Source organism: Alcaligenes sp. SDU_A2 (assembly GCF_038237375.1).
Lineage (GTDB): Bacteria > Pseudomonadota > Gammaproteobacteria > Burkholderiales > Burkholderiaceae_B > Alcaligenes.
This window is the reverse complement of record NZ_CP151273.1, coordinates 2,521,830-2,538,513: the sequence shown is the minus strand read 5'-3', so window position 1 is coordinate 2,538,513 and position 16,684 is coordinate 2,521,830. Positions and strand designations below refer to the sequence as shown.

Here is a 16,684-nt window from a genome sequence, read left to right as displayed (position 1 = left end):
ATGCCAGTTCTTGACGCCGTTCAAACCTTCGCAGGCATTTCCAACGAAAACGAGTTCTACAGCCATCACTATCTGGCTGAGGTCTTCAAAGGCGACATTAAAGCCAGACTCGATACCTGGGAAGCAGAGGAAACAGAACATGCCGGTGACGAGGCACACCGTTCTCCGTACAAGCGACTGCAGGCCTGGTGGCAAAAGTGGTTTAGCCTGCATAGCCAGATTCAGCGTGCCGGTGATGACAAACAGCGCTGGCTGTTGTTCACCGAAATGCAAACGGGCTTGCTGCAGGCACTGGGCTATGCAAAGCCCAAGACATCCCCTGAGCTTCACGAGCTGGTTGCCGGCTTACCCATTCCGGTCTGGATACTCCAACTGCCCGGCTTGGCTGTTATTCCAGCCTACCGTCCAGGTCAAGGCCAGGAGGACCTTCTCGACCATACCCTGACCGGCCTACTGTATGGCGATGAACCCGTCCCCAATGCCCTGAAAGGCGAAACCTGGGCGGATATGCTTTCTGAAGCCGTATTCGCCGCAGACACACCTCCTAGGTATGTTCTGTTAGTAGGCTTAAGTGAGTGGCTGCTGATTGACCGCTACAAGTGGCCCAACAATAGGGCTCTGCGTTTCGATTGGGCGGAAATCCTTGACCGCAAAGACGCCGACACGCTCAAAGCTTGTGCCGTGCTGCTGCACAAAGACAGCTTGGCACCTGATGAAGGCACCAGCCTGCTGCAGTCACTGGATGAAAATGCACACAAACACGCCTTTGGTGTCAGTGAAGACCTGAAGTATGCCTTGCGCGAGGCCATTGAACTGCTCGGTAACGAGGCCGCACGGCAATTACGCCAGCAGGCTTCAGAGGCTAAAAAAGGGTTCTTCAGCGGGAAGGACCAGCTGGACGCAAGCGACCTGAGCCTGGAATGTCTGCGTATGGTGTATCGGCTGTTATTTATGTTTTACATCGAAGCGCGACCAGAGCTGTCTTACGTACCCATCGCAAAAAGTGAGGTCTATCAAAAAGGTTACAGCCTAGAAAGCCTGCGTGACCTTGAAATGCAGCCCTTGAGCACACCCAGTGCGCGCGATGGCCTGTACTTCGACACTACTTTGCGGCGCTTGTTCTCACTCGTTGCCCAAGGATGTGGCCTGAAGGAACCGTCCCAGCAAGAACTGGGAGCGAGCAGCGTGGCGGGTGCCAAAGACGTGTTTGCTATGGCCCCACTGGATAGCCGCCTGTTCGATGACAACTCTATGCCCTTGCTGGCTAAGGTTCGTTTTCCGAATCACATCTGGCAACGCATTATTCGGTTGATGTCGCTAACCCGCAGCCAGGGGCGAGGCCAACGAAAGGGGCGCGTCAGCTACCAGTTGCTGTCCATCAACCAGCTTGGGGCTGTCTATGAAGCCCTGCTCAGCTACCGCGGTTTCTTTGCGTCTGAAGACCTTTACGAGGTACAGCCGGCGCCAAAGAAACAGAAGGCCGCAGCAACCCAGGATGACGATGACGATGAGGACGATGCGTCACCGAATGGCGACGATGACTCGGCAACCAGCGCGTCAGCCGCGGCCACAGACCTGTTGGATAACGCCTGGTTCGTGCCCGCGAGCCGCCTGCATGAGTATGCTGAGAACGAGCGCGTTTATGACCGCAACGACGCCGGGCATCTGGTATTGCGCAAGCACGAGCGTGGCCGCTTCATTTATCGCCTGGCCGGGCGCGACCGCCAGAAAAGTGCCAGCTATTACACCCCGCAGGTTCTAACCCAATGCCTGGTCAAGTACGCCGTGAAAGAGCTACTGGAGGGCGGGCGAATGACGGAAGCGGACGATATTCTTACGCTGACCGTATGTGAGCCCGCCATGGGTAGTGCCGCGTTCTTGAACGAAGCCGTCAACCAGCTGTCCGAAGCGTATCTGGAGCGCAAGCAGGCGGAACTGGGGCGCCGCATTCCGCACGACGAGTACCCCCGCGAACTGCAGAAAGTTCGCATGTACCTTGCCGACCGCAATGTGTATGGCGTTGACCTGAACCCGGTGGCAGTGGAACTGGCGGAGGTTTCGCTATGGCTGAACGCCATTTACGGTGAAACAGACACCCAGGGCCTGCCGCAGCCCGCACGCGTGCCATGGTTCGGCTACCAACTGTTTGCTGGCAACAGCCTGATAGGTGCGCGCCATCAGGTGTATCGCCCCGGCAGCCTGCTACGGGGGGCCAAACCGGCTTGGCATGAAGAACCGCCTCGGCGCGTGACTTACGACCAGCCAAGAGCGTCCGATGAAATTTGGCACTTCTTGCTGCCAGACCCGGGAATGGCGAACTATACGGATAGAACCGCCAAAGCCTTGTATCCAGAGGACTTTGAACGGCTTAGAGCCTGGCGCAGGGCGTTTACCGCACCTTTGTCTGATTACGAGATTGCCCGCCTGCAGCAGTTGAGTAACCGGGTTCAAGAATTGTGGCAAGAGCACATTCAAGCGCTCGCACGCGACAGAAAACGTACCGAGGACACCCTGACCGTATGGCCGTCACAAGATGTAGACGACGACAGCCTTGAGGCTCGCATCAGCCGCAGCCAGAAGGAGGCCATACGAAGCGAAGGCTTACTGAATGAAGATGGCGACCTCGCTACCCCATTCAGACGGCTTAAGCTAGTGATGGACTATTGGTGCGCCCTGTGGTTCTGGCCCATTGCCGCCAGTGCGCAACTACCCAGCCGAGAAGCCTGGTGGATGGAAGTTGGTGCCATTCTTGAAGGCAATGTGGTCGACATGACGCGCCAGGTCGGGCTAGACCTAGGCGGGGAGTCGCCCGATAGCGCCGCAGATAATTCCGGGCGTACTGGATTTGAGCCTGCCCAACCTGGACTGTTGGGTTTCGAGGTTCAGCCTACTTTGCGTGCGCAGGGGCACGAGCGTGCTCGCTTGCATGACACCCTTGGGCAATTACGTATCAGCCGATTACGCCAGAGTTTTCCGCGCATCGAGTTGGTGGAGTCCGTTGCCGAAGCACGCCGGTTTATGCATTGGGAACTGTGTTTTGCTGATGTGCTTTTGCAGCGTGGTGGCTTTGACTTGATTCTGGGTAACCCCCCGTGGCTAAAGGTTGAGTGGAACGAGTCTGGCATCCTGGGTGAGTACAACCCGGTATTCGCCGTGCGGAAAATCAGTGCAAGTGACCTAGCCAAACTACGGGCTAATGCCTTTGCCGAGTTCTCAGGCTTGCAACAAGCCTGGACGGATGAGTTGCAGGAAGCGGAAGGGACGCAGAGCTTTCTGAACGCGGTGCAGAACTACCCGTTACTCAAGGGGGTACAAACCAATCTTTACAAGTGCTTTATGCCTTTGGCCTGGGGGTTGAGCAGTGCGCTAGGGGTGACCGGGTTATTACACCCTGAAGGCCCCTACGACGACCCTAAAGGGGGGGCTTTACGTGAGGCAATGTATGGGCGCTTGCGCAGACACTTTCAATTCCAGAACCAGGAGATGCTTTTTCCAATTGGTCACCGGGTTAAATACAGCATCAATGTGTACGGAGCCATACGGCCATCAACTCAGTTCGACAACATTGCGAATCTTTTTATCGCCAACACCGTTGATACGTCATATCAACATGATGGGTCAGGGCTACCAGGGGGAATCAAGAATGACGCGGGAAAATGGAATACAACCGGGCATAGAGACAGAATCGTACGAGTTGATGATGCTGCACTTATAACCTTCGCCAAACTCTACGACGAACCCGGCACGCCACCCCGCCGTGCCCGATTGCCTGCATTACATGCAGGCGCGTTGAGAGATGTGCTGGCCAAGCTTGCAGCTTACCTAAGACGGCTGGCGGACTTGGGGGATGATTATTTTTCGACGGAAATGTGGCATGAAACCATGCAACAGAAGGACGGCACCATTACCCGACGTTCGCCAAGCAACGTCGGCTTTCCTGCTACGCCAGACGAGTGGGTTTTGTCAGGGCCACATTTTTTCGTTGCTAATCCACTCAATAAGACGCCACGCAAGGTATGTACCGAGAAAGGCCATTACGACGTCATTGACCTTGAGAGCCTGCCTGACGACTACCTGCCTCGTACTAATTATCTTCCCATGACCGACCGTGCCGAATATCTGCGCCGAACGCCACGGGTCAGTTGGGTCGAAGATGGGGAAGTGGCAGCAAAGCCAGTAACGGATTATTTTCGGCTGGCATTTCGAGCCATGATTGGCTCGTCCTCTGAGCGAACGCTTACCGCTGCGGTGATTCCCTGGGGTGTGGGGCATATCAATGGTGTGCAATCATCGGCCTTTAAGTCCACTGCCAACCTGATTTATGCAGGATGTATTACAAGCGCACTTATAGGTGATTGGTATATAAAATCCATGGGTCGAAGCAATCTTCATGGCACTTGGACCCTGTTACCTTGGTTAGATGAATCACCCGCCGTCGAGGCAAGGTATCTAAGTCTGCATTGCCTTACCAGGCATTACTCTTCGCTTTGGGAAGAAGTGTTCAGCCTAGAGTTTTCCGACCAAAGTTGGACTCAACCCAACAACCCCCGCTTACCTCAAGATTTCTGGCAAAACCTGACCAGTACCTGGACTCGCGACTGTGCACTGCGTAGCGACTACGCACGTCGCATGGCCTTGGTAGAAATTGATGTGTTGGTAGCGCAAGCGCTGGGGATGACGCTCGAGGAACTGCTTCTTATCTACCGCGTGCAATTCCCTGTGATGCAGGGCTACGAGCGTGATACCTGGTACGACATCAACGGTCGTATCGTCTTCACCAACAGTAAAGGCCTGGTTGGTGTGGGCCTTCCGCGTAAAGGCGGTCGAACGACACCCAAGGTAAAGATACAAGAACCTGACGGCAAAACCCGCGAAGGTAATTTTGGTTGGGAAGACCTGTACAAGAACGATGAATGTCTTGTGCCCGATGGCACCGTGGTTACCCAACAAGTGCAGGATGACACCTTGCCGGGTGGCCCTCGCACCGTTGAACGCCGCTATGTGGCCCCGTTTGCCCGCGCTGACCGCGAAGAGGATTACCGAATTGCTTGGGATTTTTTCGCTACTGAAAAAATTGGAGGTACAAGATGAAGTCAGGATGTGCTTTTGACCAAGACTGGACCGCGCAGGTAACGCTGCCTGTCAAACGTGTTGGCACAAACTGGGAATTTCTATACGGCGGAGATATTCCCGTCAAAGATGGTGCTCTGGGCGACCTAACAATTAACCTCAGTCAAATTACCGATGAAAATTTTCGAGAACGCGTGAGCGCCGAAATCTGCGTCCAAATTCTTGAAGAAGGTACTCTTTTGCTGGTGGCATTGAGTGACCAAAGCAGAAGGGGTATGCGTCTTGGCCGCTGGCCAAAAGAGGATGTTTATAGTCTCCCTTTGGGTACTACAAGGCTGGAGAGAATTACGCTTGGTCCGCCGAAACGTAATCGGGTTGAGGGTCAGCCAATTAAAGATTCTGAGCGCAGTGGTTTGTGGCTAAAGCTAAAGGGGCTTGACCGCTGCGAGCTTATAGGAAGTACCGTTCTAATGCCAGAAGGTGCGGCGCAGTCAACTGCTACCAGTCTGAACCACGCTTTTACTTTACTTTCGCAGCAGTACGAAACTCATCGCATATCTAACACGGGGAATGTTTACTCTCGGGTGTTCTATCAAGAACGAAGTGGCGCATGGTTCCCTCTTAACGATTTGAGAATGGGGGTCAAAGTGCAAGGTGAAAAAAAATTATTAGATGAAACTTGGGCCGAAGTTGAGCGACTGTTAGGTTGGCGACCCACGATAGCATCAAAAAATAAAAAAACGCGATAGGCCCTTATTCATATGTTGCCATCCCTGCTAACCAAAGACATAAAAAACGGCCTGAAGCAGTTCCTGAAGGCCGGTTATGAGCCCTCTGATGCCTTCATGCATGGCTTGATGAGCCGGTTTGTTGAAGAGGAGTCCACCTGGCTCAAGGGTCCCTATGTGCAAGTGGGGTTGCCCTTTGTTAATGGCACCCAGGGCAAAAAGTTCTATGCCTCGTTTGAAACGCAGCATCCTGGTTACAGCCACCAGGAGCAAGCCTGGCGCCGCCTGTCATCGGAACACCTGGCAGCAAGTACGCTGGTGGCTACCGGCACGGGCAGCGGCAAAACTGAATGTTTTTTGTATCCCGTGCTGGATTACTGTGCCCGCAATCGAGCAGAGGGTGAGGCGGGCATAAAAGCCCTGGTTATCTACCCGATGAATGCCCTAGCCAGCGACCAGGCGCGGCGTATTGCGCAGTTGGTGGCTTTGGTGCCTGCTTTCGCCCAACTTCGCGTAGGCCTGTACGTAGGCGGCAGGCAGGGTGAGCCAGGTAGTGGCATGGTCATGACGCCCGAAAACGTCATCACAGACCGCGACACCCTACGCAAACAGCCGCCCGACATTCTGTTAACCAACTACAAAATGCTGGACTACCTGATGCTGCGCCCTCAGGACCGCCAGCTCTGGGCTGCCAATACACCCGAGACGCTGCGTTACGTTGTTGTTGACGAGTTGCATACTTTTGATGGGGCGCAAGGAACAGACCTGGCGCTGTTATTGCGGCGCTTGCGTGCCCGGTTGCAAACACCGGAAGGCCATCTGATTTGCGCGGGAACGTCGGCAACCTTGGGGGGGGCGTCGGACACCGCGCCGCTGCGCGATTACGCGCGCCAGATTTTCGGCGTTCCCTTCGAACCAGATTCTGTCGTGACAGAAAATCGTCAAAGTGTGGGCGATTTTCTGGGAGACGCGACGGTGGACTTCATGTTCCCGTTTCGACCCGATGTCGCCGCCCAGCTAGACCAGTCTCAATACGCTGCACCCGAGGACGCGGTAGCTGCTTGGTATGGCTTGTTTTTCCCGGGCGAGCCGGAGCCTGTTGATGTGAAAGACAAGGCCTGGCGGCAAGAGCTGGGTAAAAAACTGAAACAGCACCAGCTGTTTGTTAACCTGCTCAAGCTACTGAAAGGCAGCGTGATTGAGGCAGCAGAACTCAAAGAGTCTTTTGCCCGTAACATGCCCACGGCCACCGACGCACAAGTGGGGCTGGTACTGGACGCGTTGCTGGTGCTGGTGGCGTGGGCCCTGCGCGAGGGTAACCAACCCTTGGTGACCTTGCGTATGCAATTGTGGGTACGCGAATTGCGACGTATGGTCGGCAAGCTAAGCACAAAACACACTGACGTTGTACTGCGAAGCGAGCGCGACCTGCCCAGCCAACGCGATGGGGTATACCTGCCCATGGTGCAGTGCAGCCAGTGTCGCACCACCGGCTGGATATCGCGCCTGGTGCAAGGCACCAACACGCTGTCGACAAAACTCGACGAAATCTACAACACCTGGTTTTCTGGCCGCCCGGAAGCCGCCCGATTTTATGCAGCCCAAAGTGTTGGCCACAGCCACGTTGACGGTATCAACCAGCATGTCTGCGTGTCATGTGGCAACCTTCAACCCGGCGATGGTACCTGCCTGGCATGCGGTAACCAGGAGTTGCTTGCGATTTACCGGGTAACGGCGCAGCGCTCCCAAACTTCTGGCATGGCGCAGTTCACCCGGCATGACTCCACTTGCCCTGCCTGTGGCGAACGGGATGAGCTACTTCTGTTGGGTGCACGTAACGCCACCTTGGGCTCGCAGGTTGTTGAGGCGACGTGGGCCAGTGTGTTCAATGACGACAAGAAACTAATTGCCTTCTCCGATTCGGTACAGGATGCGGCTCATCGCGCGGGTTTTTTTGGTGCCCGCACCTATGTGAATAATGCCCGTATGGCGCTTGCCCAAGTGATGGACGAAATTGTCCAGGGTCCCGTTAGCTGGTCAGAGTTCCTGGATAAAGCCAATTCACAATTCGCTCAGCCCGGTTCCGTTTTGAATATGGATGACGAGCGGCTGGTGTCTGAATTTATTGGGCCAAACATGACCTGGCAGCGGGATTGGGCGGAGGAGTTGCCCAAGAACTTGCGGTTGCCCGCCGGCAGCAAGCTGCCCGGCCGAGTAAAGAAACGTCTGTTGTGGCAGGCTGTCAGCGAAATGACCTACCTTAGCAAGCGAGGTCGTACCCTGGAGCGCGTTGGCAAGGCCACGCTTTCAGTGCCCCTGGAGCGTCTGCAAAGGGTGTCTGAAACGCTTACTGAAAGGTTGCAAGAGCAGTTTGGCTTAAGGAATCTGACCCAGGCAACCGTTGTCTGGTGGCTGTGGGGCGTTCTTACACACATGCGCCGTCGCGGCGGCGTAATGCACCCAGAACTGGCGAACTACGCCGGTGATGGCAACATTTTCGCGTTGCAGGAAAGAGCGGGGCGCCGGGAATGGATGCCGACGATGGGTGACTACACCCCGAAACCGGTATTTCTGACTCTGGGTACCCAACGAGGTTTCGATAAACTGACCCAACGCAATCGCGCTACATGGTACGAACGCTGGGCAACTGTCGTGTTGAACCAGAACGGCTTGCTACCCCAAGGGATGACAGGCGAGATGTACGCCGCCGCCTTCGAGACGCTGGAACGGAACGGCATTGTTATACGCACAGCCCACCACACCGGCGATACCCTGGCGGTGAACCCCGATGCGTTGATGCTGAACACCGATGTTACGTTTGTGGCTACCAAGGGCAGCAAGCGCAGGTTGACGGTGCCGCGATTTGAGGCAGAGAATTTCCTGGGCATGCCGTGCCTTGACAGCGTCGAATCAACCTACGAGGTCGTGCTGGCAGACAGCAGCAATTGGTGGGCCATGCGATACAGTCAGGGTAGCGTTCGCCGTGTGATTGCCGCAGAGCATACGGGGCTTCTGGAGCGTACCGAGCGTGAAGCCCTGGAACAACGATTCAAAAACAAGAACCCGAAACCTTGGTTTGAAAATCTCTTGTCAGCAACACCCACCCTCGAAATGGGGGTGGACATTGGCGACCTGTCGTCGGTGTTGCTGTGTTCGGTACCACCTGCCCAGGCCAGTTTTTTGCAACGTATTGGCCGTGCAGGCCGCGTGGATGGCAATGCCGTAGCAACAACTCTGGCGGACGGGAACAGCCCGCACGACCTGTATTTCTTTTCCGAAACCCAGGAAATGATTGCGGGTGACGTTAGCCCACCTGGCATTTTCCTGCAGGCCGCTGAAGTGTTGCGTCGCCAGCTTTTTGCGTTCTGCATGGATGACTGGGTGGCAGGCCTGACAACCATGACGGCCTTGCCGCAGAAAACCTCTCAAGCACTTGATGCGGTGGAACAAGCTCGCCTTGACCGCTTTCCCTACATCTTTTGCGATTATGTGCTGCAGCATGAACAACGGCTTTTTGATGGGTTCATTGAGCTGTTGGGGCAGGATGCCACTGACAAGGTGCGTGAGCGGTTGTGGGACACCATGCAAGGTCAAGGGGAGGAAGACGGCTTACGTGTGCGTCTCATGAAGGTGTTCAGCGACTTGGTCGCAGAGCGCCGCACCTATAAGAAACGCAAAGATGAGCTGGATAAGGCCCGAGCCAAGTTAAAACAAAAGCCGCAGGATGAGGCGACGATTGTAGAGTACGAGCAGTTATCGCGCGAGCGCGACTCCATGCTGGAACTAATTAAAGAAATCAATGGTCGTGACCTGCTAAACACACTGACAGACGCCGGGCTGATTCCAAACTACGCATTCCCCGAAGCCGGTGTGGAATTGAAGTCTGTGTTGTGGCGCAAACGCGCTACCGATGAACCCGGCCAGGGTGCCTATGTGGCGTTAAAAACGCTGAAGTACGAGCGTCCCGCCCAATCGGCTTTGTCGGAGTTCGCCCCGGAAAACCGATTTTACGCCAACCAGCGACGCGTTCAGGTTGACCAAATCAACATGAGCCTGGCTCAGGCTGAAACCTGGCGCTTTTGCCCGGCCTGTCATCACATGCAGCACCTAGAGAAGGAGCCCGTTGAGCACGCCGTTTGTCCGCGCTGCAGCGACACGATGTGGGCCGACGCCGCCCAGAAGCGCACGCTGTTGCGCTTCAAGCAAGCCATTGCCAACAGCAATGACATGGAAGTGCGCATTGACGATACTGCAGAAGACCGCGAGCCGAAGTATTACGTTCGCCAGTTGATGGCCGATTTCCAGCCTTCCAGTATTCGGGAGGCGTGGCAGATTGGCTCTGGCGAGCTACCCTTCGGCTTTGAATTCATTTCTCGGGTGACCTTCAGGGATGTCAATTTTGGCGAACTGGCCAAGCCAGGCGAAACCTTCAAAGTTGCGGATGTTGAGTCCGGGCGGCCAGGGTTTTGCCTTTGCCGGTACTGTGGCAAGGTACAAAAACCCGCACGGCGCAATGCGGCCTCACAAAGCCAGACGCATAGTTTTGACTGCCCCAAACATGGCAGCGATGACCCTGCCAACCTGCTTGATTGCCTCTATCTTTACCGAGAGTTTGATTCCGAGGCGCTGCGGATTCTGGTGCCCTACACTAAGAGCGGAGTGGACGAACGCGTGGTGCAGTCATTCATGGCTGCCGTGCAGCTTGGGCTGAAAAAACGCTTTGGCGGCAAGGTGGACCACCTGCGCATGGTTCTGCAAGACGAACCGGGCAAAGAGGGTGGCCCGCGCAAACACTATGTGTTGCTTTACGACTCTGTTCCAGGTGGCACGGGGTACCTGCACCAGTTGCTGGCGCAGGATGCAAAGACCCTGACAGACGTTTTGCAAATGGCCCTGGATGCACTGACAAGCTGTTCCTGTAATGCTGACCCGGAAAAAGACGGCTGTTACCGCTGCCTGTATCAGTACCGCCTTGGCCGCAATATGGAACTGGTGTCGCGTGACTCAGCAAAATCGGTGCTTTCCGACCTAGTTAAATCGTTCGGGCATCTGGAGCAGGTCAAAACCATTTCAGATATCTACATCAACCCGAACTTTGATTCTGTACTTGAGGCCCGCTTTATCGAGAGCCTGAAACGGCTTAGTGGTGTGGGTGGCCTGCCAACAGTCAAGCTGGTTTCAGATATCGTTAACGGTAAATCGGGTTTCGTGCTGGAAGTTGGAAAACAGCGCTATCGCATTGAGCCTCAGTGTGAATTGGGGTCAGCACATGGGGTGTCGGTACCGAGCAAGCCTGATTTCGTTATTTGGCCCTGGGCAACCAACTCACGGCGTCGCCCTATTGCTGTGTTCTGTGATGGCTGGGTGTATCACAAAGACACCTTACGCGAAGATGCGCGCAAGCGTAGTGCCATTGTGAACAGCAATGGCTTTTGGGTCTGGTCGGTGACGCATCAAGATGTTGTTGCTGCGCTTGATGGCGCATTGAATACTGACCTGGAATCGCCCCTGGTAGCAATGAGTCGGCACGATGGAAGCAAGGCACCGCCTACCCTGCCCCGAGCCCAGGAAAATGCGTTCACCCATCATGCCGTTGCGCGTCTGCTGCAATGGCTGGCGACCCCTACTGAAGGCGCAGAGGGTGACGCGGCCGTCGGACCGCTACAACGTAACGCCCTGTGGTTGTCTTTTCTTTGCGTTCCTTCAGATGCCTCTGACCGAAGCGCTTGCGAGCAACAACTTGCCTCCTGGTTGCCCCTTTTGCCAGACAGTATCCTGGAGCCAGATGGCGCCTGGCCAGGCACAGGCTTTGCGCCGTTTGCATCCAAGCCCGGCGCGGCCTGCTTTCAGGTCGGGCGTTGGCCGATGGCGCTGGCCAGAGGTGTTCCCCCGGCACAAGGCTGGTCAGCCCCCGGAGCTGTCGTTCTGGATGCTTCGGCGGCCCTGGACGAAGAGACACTGCATCTGGCCTGGCGACGGTGGCTGCAACTGTATAACGCCATGCAGGTTTTGCCTGGCATGCTGTTGGTAACGGCAGACGGTCTTGAGGCTCGTGATTACGACGACTTATCCGTTGTTAGCGCGGGGGATGAAAAAGCCACTGTTCACGCCGGTGACCACGCCGCTTTACAAGCAGCCTGGCTGGACGCCCTAGACCAGGTTTTGCCTGAGCTGAAGCCCGGCCTGACACTGCTGGCCCGCGCAGGGTCTACCATTCCACAGGTTGGCATGGAATTGGTCAATGCCAAGGGCGACGTCATTGCGGATGCCGAGATGACCTGGCCGGCTGTCAAGCTGGCAATTCTTCGACCGGACCAAGATGACATGATTGGCATTTGGCAGACTGAAGGTTGGACTATTCTGATGCTCGATGAGGCTTACAGCCAGGTCGACAATCAGCCATGGTTTGTCGCCGCTGCAGAATCATTGGGGCTGGCGCTTGAATCGAACGTAGATAAGCAGGAGTGAACTTGTGACCTTTAAACCAAAAGTAGCCTTGTCTCAGGATTTCCTTGGCCAGTTGGCAAAGTTGCCTTCAGGTGTCTATGCAAAGGTCATGAAGTGGGCCACGCGCTTTCAGGCCGACCCCACCAGCCCAGGCATTAACTACGAAAACATTAACGGCGCGCGGGACCCCAACCTGAAATCGGTCAGGGTGGATAATGACTGGCGCGGTATCGTCTTCAAACCGTCAAAAGGTGATGTTTACGTGTTGCTTTACGTTGACCACCACGACGAGGCCTACCGATGGGCTGAGAACAAGCGTCTGGCCATTAACCCCGTTACTGGGGCTATGCAACTGGTTGTGCTTGAGCAAGTTGTTCAACAAGAGTCCGTACCAGAGGCGGCCATCGAACTCACGGGCGCGAAAGACGAGGTCAAGGGAACCCCCAGCTCGCCTTTATTTGCCGCCTTATCTGACCATGAACTGATGAGCTTGGGTGTGCCCGAAGAACTGATTGCACCAGTGCGGGCCGTTGCTACAGAGGATGGTTTAGACGCCATTCAAGCACGTTTGCCGGTTGAAGCGTATGAGGGCTTGTTTTTGGTGCACGCAGGTGACACTGTTAGCCAGATACTGACATCGCGTGAAACGCGAGTAGACCGTGAAATCGACATTGAAGATTTCGCGGCAAGCCTTGAGACACCAGAAGCACAATCTCGTTTTGTGGTGGTGGAGGACGACGAGGCTATGCGCGCCATCATGAACGCCCCCTTGGCTCAATGGCGTGTATTTTTGCATCCCACCCAGAAAAAACTGGCGTCAGGCGACCGCAGTGGGCCAATGCGCGTGCTGGGTCAAGCCGGTACCGGCAAAACCGTTTTGGCAATGCATCGGGCACGCTGGCTTGCAGAGAACCGCACTCCTGATGGTCAAAAAGTGTTGTTCACAACCTTTACAAAAAACCTAGCAGGCGACATTCAACAGAACCTGCGCTCACTGTGTAGCGCACAAGCCATAGCCAAGATTGAGGTCGTCAACCTGGACGCCTGGGTCGGTGCCTTTATTCGTAGCCGCAAGCTAGAGCACCGCATTGTCTACGACAGAAAGCGAGATGCCGCGCAACAAGCCTGGGAGTCTGCGCTGGCTACCAAAGACTCCAGCCTGGATTTGCCCGACGATTTTTACGAGCAAGAACTGGAACAGGTAGTACTAGCGCAAGGCATCACCACGCTGGCCCAGTACCGAGTTGCCCGTCGCACAGGGCGTGGCGTTGTGCTTAGTCGAACCAAGCGTGACGCCGTATGGCCCGTTTTTGAAGAGTATCGTGGCCAGCTGGCATCTAGAAAACTCAAAGAGGTTGATGACGCTTACCGCGAGGTCGCTGAGATTATTGCTTCGGAGGCACAGGTTGCCGGAGTGTCGTACACCCCGCCATACAGCGCCATCGTTATTGATGAAACCCAGGACCTGGGGCCTCAAGCCCTTACCTTGCTCAGAGCCATGATTCCAGCTGGAGAAAACGACTTGTTCTTCGTTGGCGACGGGCACCAACGCATCTACAGCCGTAACCGAGCCATTATGAGTCGGTGTGGCATTGAGATTCGTGGCCGCTCCCGCAAGCTTTATCTGAATTACCGAACAACTGATGAAATCCGCAAGCAAGCGGTTGCATTGCTGGAAGGCTGTGAAATCGACGATTTGGATGGCGGCAGCGACGAGGACCACCGTTACAAGTCCTTGTCTCACGGGCCGGTACCAAAGCTGACCCAAGTTGACGGTATTGAATCGGCCACGCAGGAGACCATTGCATTTGTGAACGAGTGGCGCGCGGGGCATACGCCCGAGGTGCCCTTGTCGTTATGTGTAATTACTGCCAGCACAAAAGTGCGTGATGCCATGGCTCGCGAGCTGGAAAACGCTGGGCTTGCGTGTGTGACGATTGATGCGCAGAACAACCACGCTAATGCGGTGAATGTGGTGCATTTGGCCACCATGCATCGCGCCAAAGGGCTGGAATTCGATTGTGTTGTCGTTGTTGCCCCGACCAGCTATCTCGGCGACCCGGCAGATACGGATAACCAGCGAAAGTTATTGTACGTGGCCTTAACCCGTGCCAAGCGAGGGGCGCTTTTGTTGCAAGTGCCGTAACTGCTCTTTCGGAGATGGCCAGCGAATAGCTGGCCATTTTTTTTAAGGTGGAAGGGATGCAAGCCTGTCAGTGACTATTAGCAAGTTCAAGCATCGCCTCTTGCACACCCGAGTGCAACACGCGCAAGCCATCATCAACAGTCAAGTGTCCATAATTTTTTATCACAGTCTCAAGTTTGTCATGCAGAAGATGAGCAACTGTCAGATAGTCACGTGGATGACGTTTCAAATGGTCGGTAGCAATAATATGCCGAATGATGTGAGGGCGAAAACCTTGGGTTTCTGGTAGATACAGCTTTGTCAGCACGTAAAACCTCACGCTGATTGAATCACTCAACCAATTGCCAGCGGGCTCAAGATTGTGTTCTTCCAACGCACTAATCATGGTGCGGCTCGTACTTTTCCTAGGCTGCCAGGTTTTACCCTCATCGTATGCTCGTGGGCCACGAACAAAGGGCAAAAGAAAGTAATCGGTGCTATCCGCGTCGACAGCATACGGACGCGCCTCGGACAGATAGCGCTGAATCCAAGGACCGACTGACGACTCAACTGCTACATCATAGTCAGTGTGAGCCGCACCTCGCTCATTCTTGAAGTCAGATGACTGAAAGCGCAGACGCCATTCTCCAGTGCTTGCTCGATAAAGGTTGCCCGTGCCATCCGCTCGATAAGTCATTACTGAAAAATGATTGACTCGCAAGGGGTTGCTGACCAACAGCTTGATAAGAACCATGTCCCTGAGCCAAGCTCGGTAGTCACGCTGATGCGCTGTCGGCGGTGGGTTATCCTCGAGGCCTTTGGGTAGGCGTAGCAATTCCCTCAACGGATACGAACTATTCAAGATAACCGCCGCACGACTATGCGACTCTCGCGAACGAACCGGAGAACCTTCGTTAAGCAAAGCCCTCAATTGCGCACTGATTTTCTCATGAGCAACCGCACAATGCCCATGCCAGTCCTCTAAAGACACTGAGAACCTGCCTGCCGGAAGCGTTTCTGACAACGAAGGGGTATTCCAGAGGACACCACGTTGTGGCGCAACGAGTGACAGTATCATTTGAAGAAACGTTACCAAGCCGTTATGACGGACGTTGCCCGCTCGTCGACGATTCCACAATACATATTGTTTGATAAGTTCGGGAAACGTAAGCCAGGCCAATGTGTCAACATCACTGTCTTCAATACCTTGACCTTTTGGCCGCGGCAACCTCAGGTAGCCCAGATAATTGCTGATGTTATTCCAGGCTACGCCTGCGGTGATGCACACATAACCGTCAAAGAGCATCGACCACTGAACACGCGCACCCGTCGACTCGAGTGGTTTTAAACGCCAACTGTTTCGCTTGTTCGCTGTCTCCCTAGTCGTATCCGTCTTGAACGAAATTACCTCATACCATTGTTCCCGAATGCGAGTTGTGGGCTTCAGAGAAAAACCCGGTGTTTCAGCACGATTGCGAGCGACGCGCTGGCTGTAAACAGTCGGCTTGTCTCCAACCTTCTGATTGCGGGAATATCGTGGGCGTCGCCGTGGCGGTTGTCTTGATGTCAACACCGCAGGGTCAAAACCGAGTGCCTGGGCAAGTGCTTCTACAGACGCTTTAGATGAGACATCAGGAAGATACGGGCCGGTTAACCACCGGTTCAATGTTGGTGGTGTTATACCTGCACGACGACACGCGTCAGCTTTTGAAAGACCACTTGTATTCAGCATTACCCTTACTGCTTCGTGGAATGTTGACGGTAAAGAGTCTGTGCGATTCATGGACTCAAATATTTGGTTCCACTGAATAATCTGCTCTTGCCTGTCTTTGAGCGTTCTAGCCGCCAGGCGTTCGGTTTGAAGGTCAGAGAATTGCAGCAAGTGCTTGTCGAATTGCGTCGTGAATTCGGTACCGACAAACGAGTCCAGTGAAAGGGCAAATGTTCGCATCCACAGGTTAAGTGCTGATGCGAAGTTTGCAACTTGCTGTGAAGTTCGACCTGCACCATTCAGCAGTTTTTTTCCAGCCTCATGCAGGTCCTTGTATCGTATTGTTGAAAACGACGGTGATGCCAGTTCGTGAGATGCAGAACGTTCGATTCCAAAAATCGAGGATTGGGTTTTTGAGTTCATAACCAATGCTATTTGCTACGTTGTCGAATAACGGCGGCGTTAATTCGGGAATAACGGACGCCTCCTGAAAAGCCGCATAAACATTGAAAACGGACAACCTGTCTTGATTCGTACTTGATTCACGAAGTACAGATTAATTGCCGTTATTCATTTATCAGAGGTCTTTGGTGTATGTGACAC

The 16,684-nt window shown here is 54.6% G+C and carries 5 protein-coding genes; 4 read left to right on the top strand and 1 reads right to left on the bottom strand.

Annotated features, from left to right (window positions below; all coding sequences use genetic code 11):
• The 4 genes from AADW57_RS11780 to AADW57_RS11765 are packed head-to-tail and all read left to right on the top strand — an operon-like array spanning position 1 to position 14,391.
• On the top strand, positions 1–5,091 hold the full coding sequence (locus AADW57_RS11780) for a class I SAM-dependent DNA methyltransferase (RefSeq protein WP_341667092.1): 5,091 nt from the start codon (positions 1–3) through the stop codon (positions 5,089–5,091).
• Complete coding sequence (locus tag AADW57_RS11775) at positions 5,088–5,819, top strand: hypothetical protein (protein WP_341667091.1); 732 nt, start codon at positions 5,088–5,090, stop codon at positions 5,817–5,819. Before AADW57_RS11780 ends, AADW57_RS11775 begins: the two co-directional genes overlap by 4 nt.
• 12 nt (positions 5,820–5,831) lie before the next feature.
• Positions 5,832–12,266, top strand: a complete 6,435-nt coding sequence (locus tag AADW57_RS11770) for a DEAD/DEAH box helicase (RefSeq protein ID WP_341667090.1) — start codon at positions 5,832–5,834, stop codon at positions 12,264–12,266.
• Between the two features lie 4 nt (positions 12,267–12,270).
• Positions 12,271–14,391, top strand: coding sequence for a UvrD-helicase domain-containing protein (locus AADW57_RS11765; RefSeq protein ID WP_341667089.1), 2,121 nt, complete (start codon positions 12,271–12,273; stop codon positions 14,389–14,391).
• Between the two features lie 67 nt (positions 14,392–14,458).
• Here AADW57_RS11765 and AADW57_RS11760 read toward each other — a convergent pair whose 3' ends face one another.
• Entirely contained in the window at positions 14,459–16,504 is a 2,046-nt protein-coding gene (locus tag AADW57_RS11760; RefSeq protein ID WP_341667088.1) for a helix-turn-helix domain-containing protein, read from the bottom strand.
• Positions 16,505–16,684: the final 180 nt, after the last annotated feature.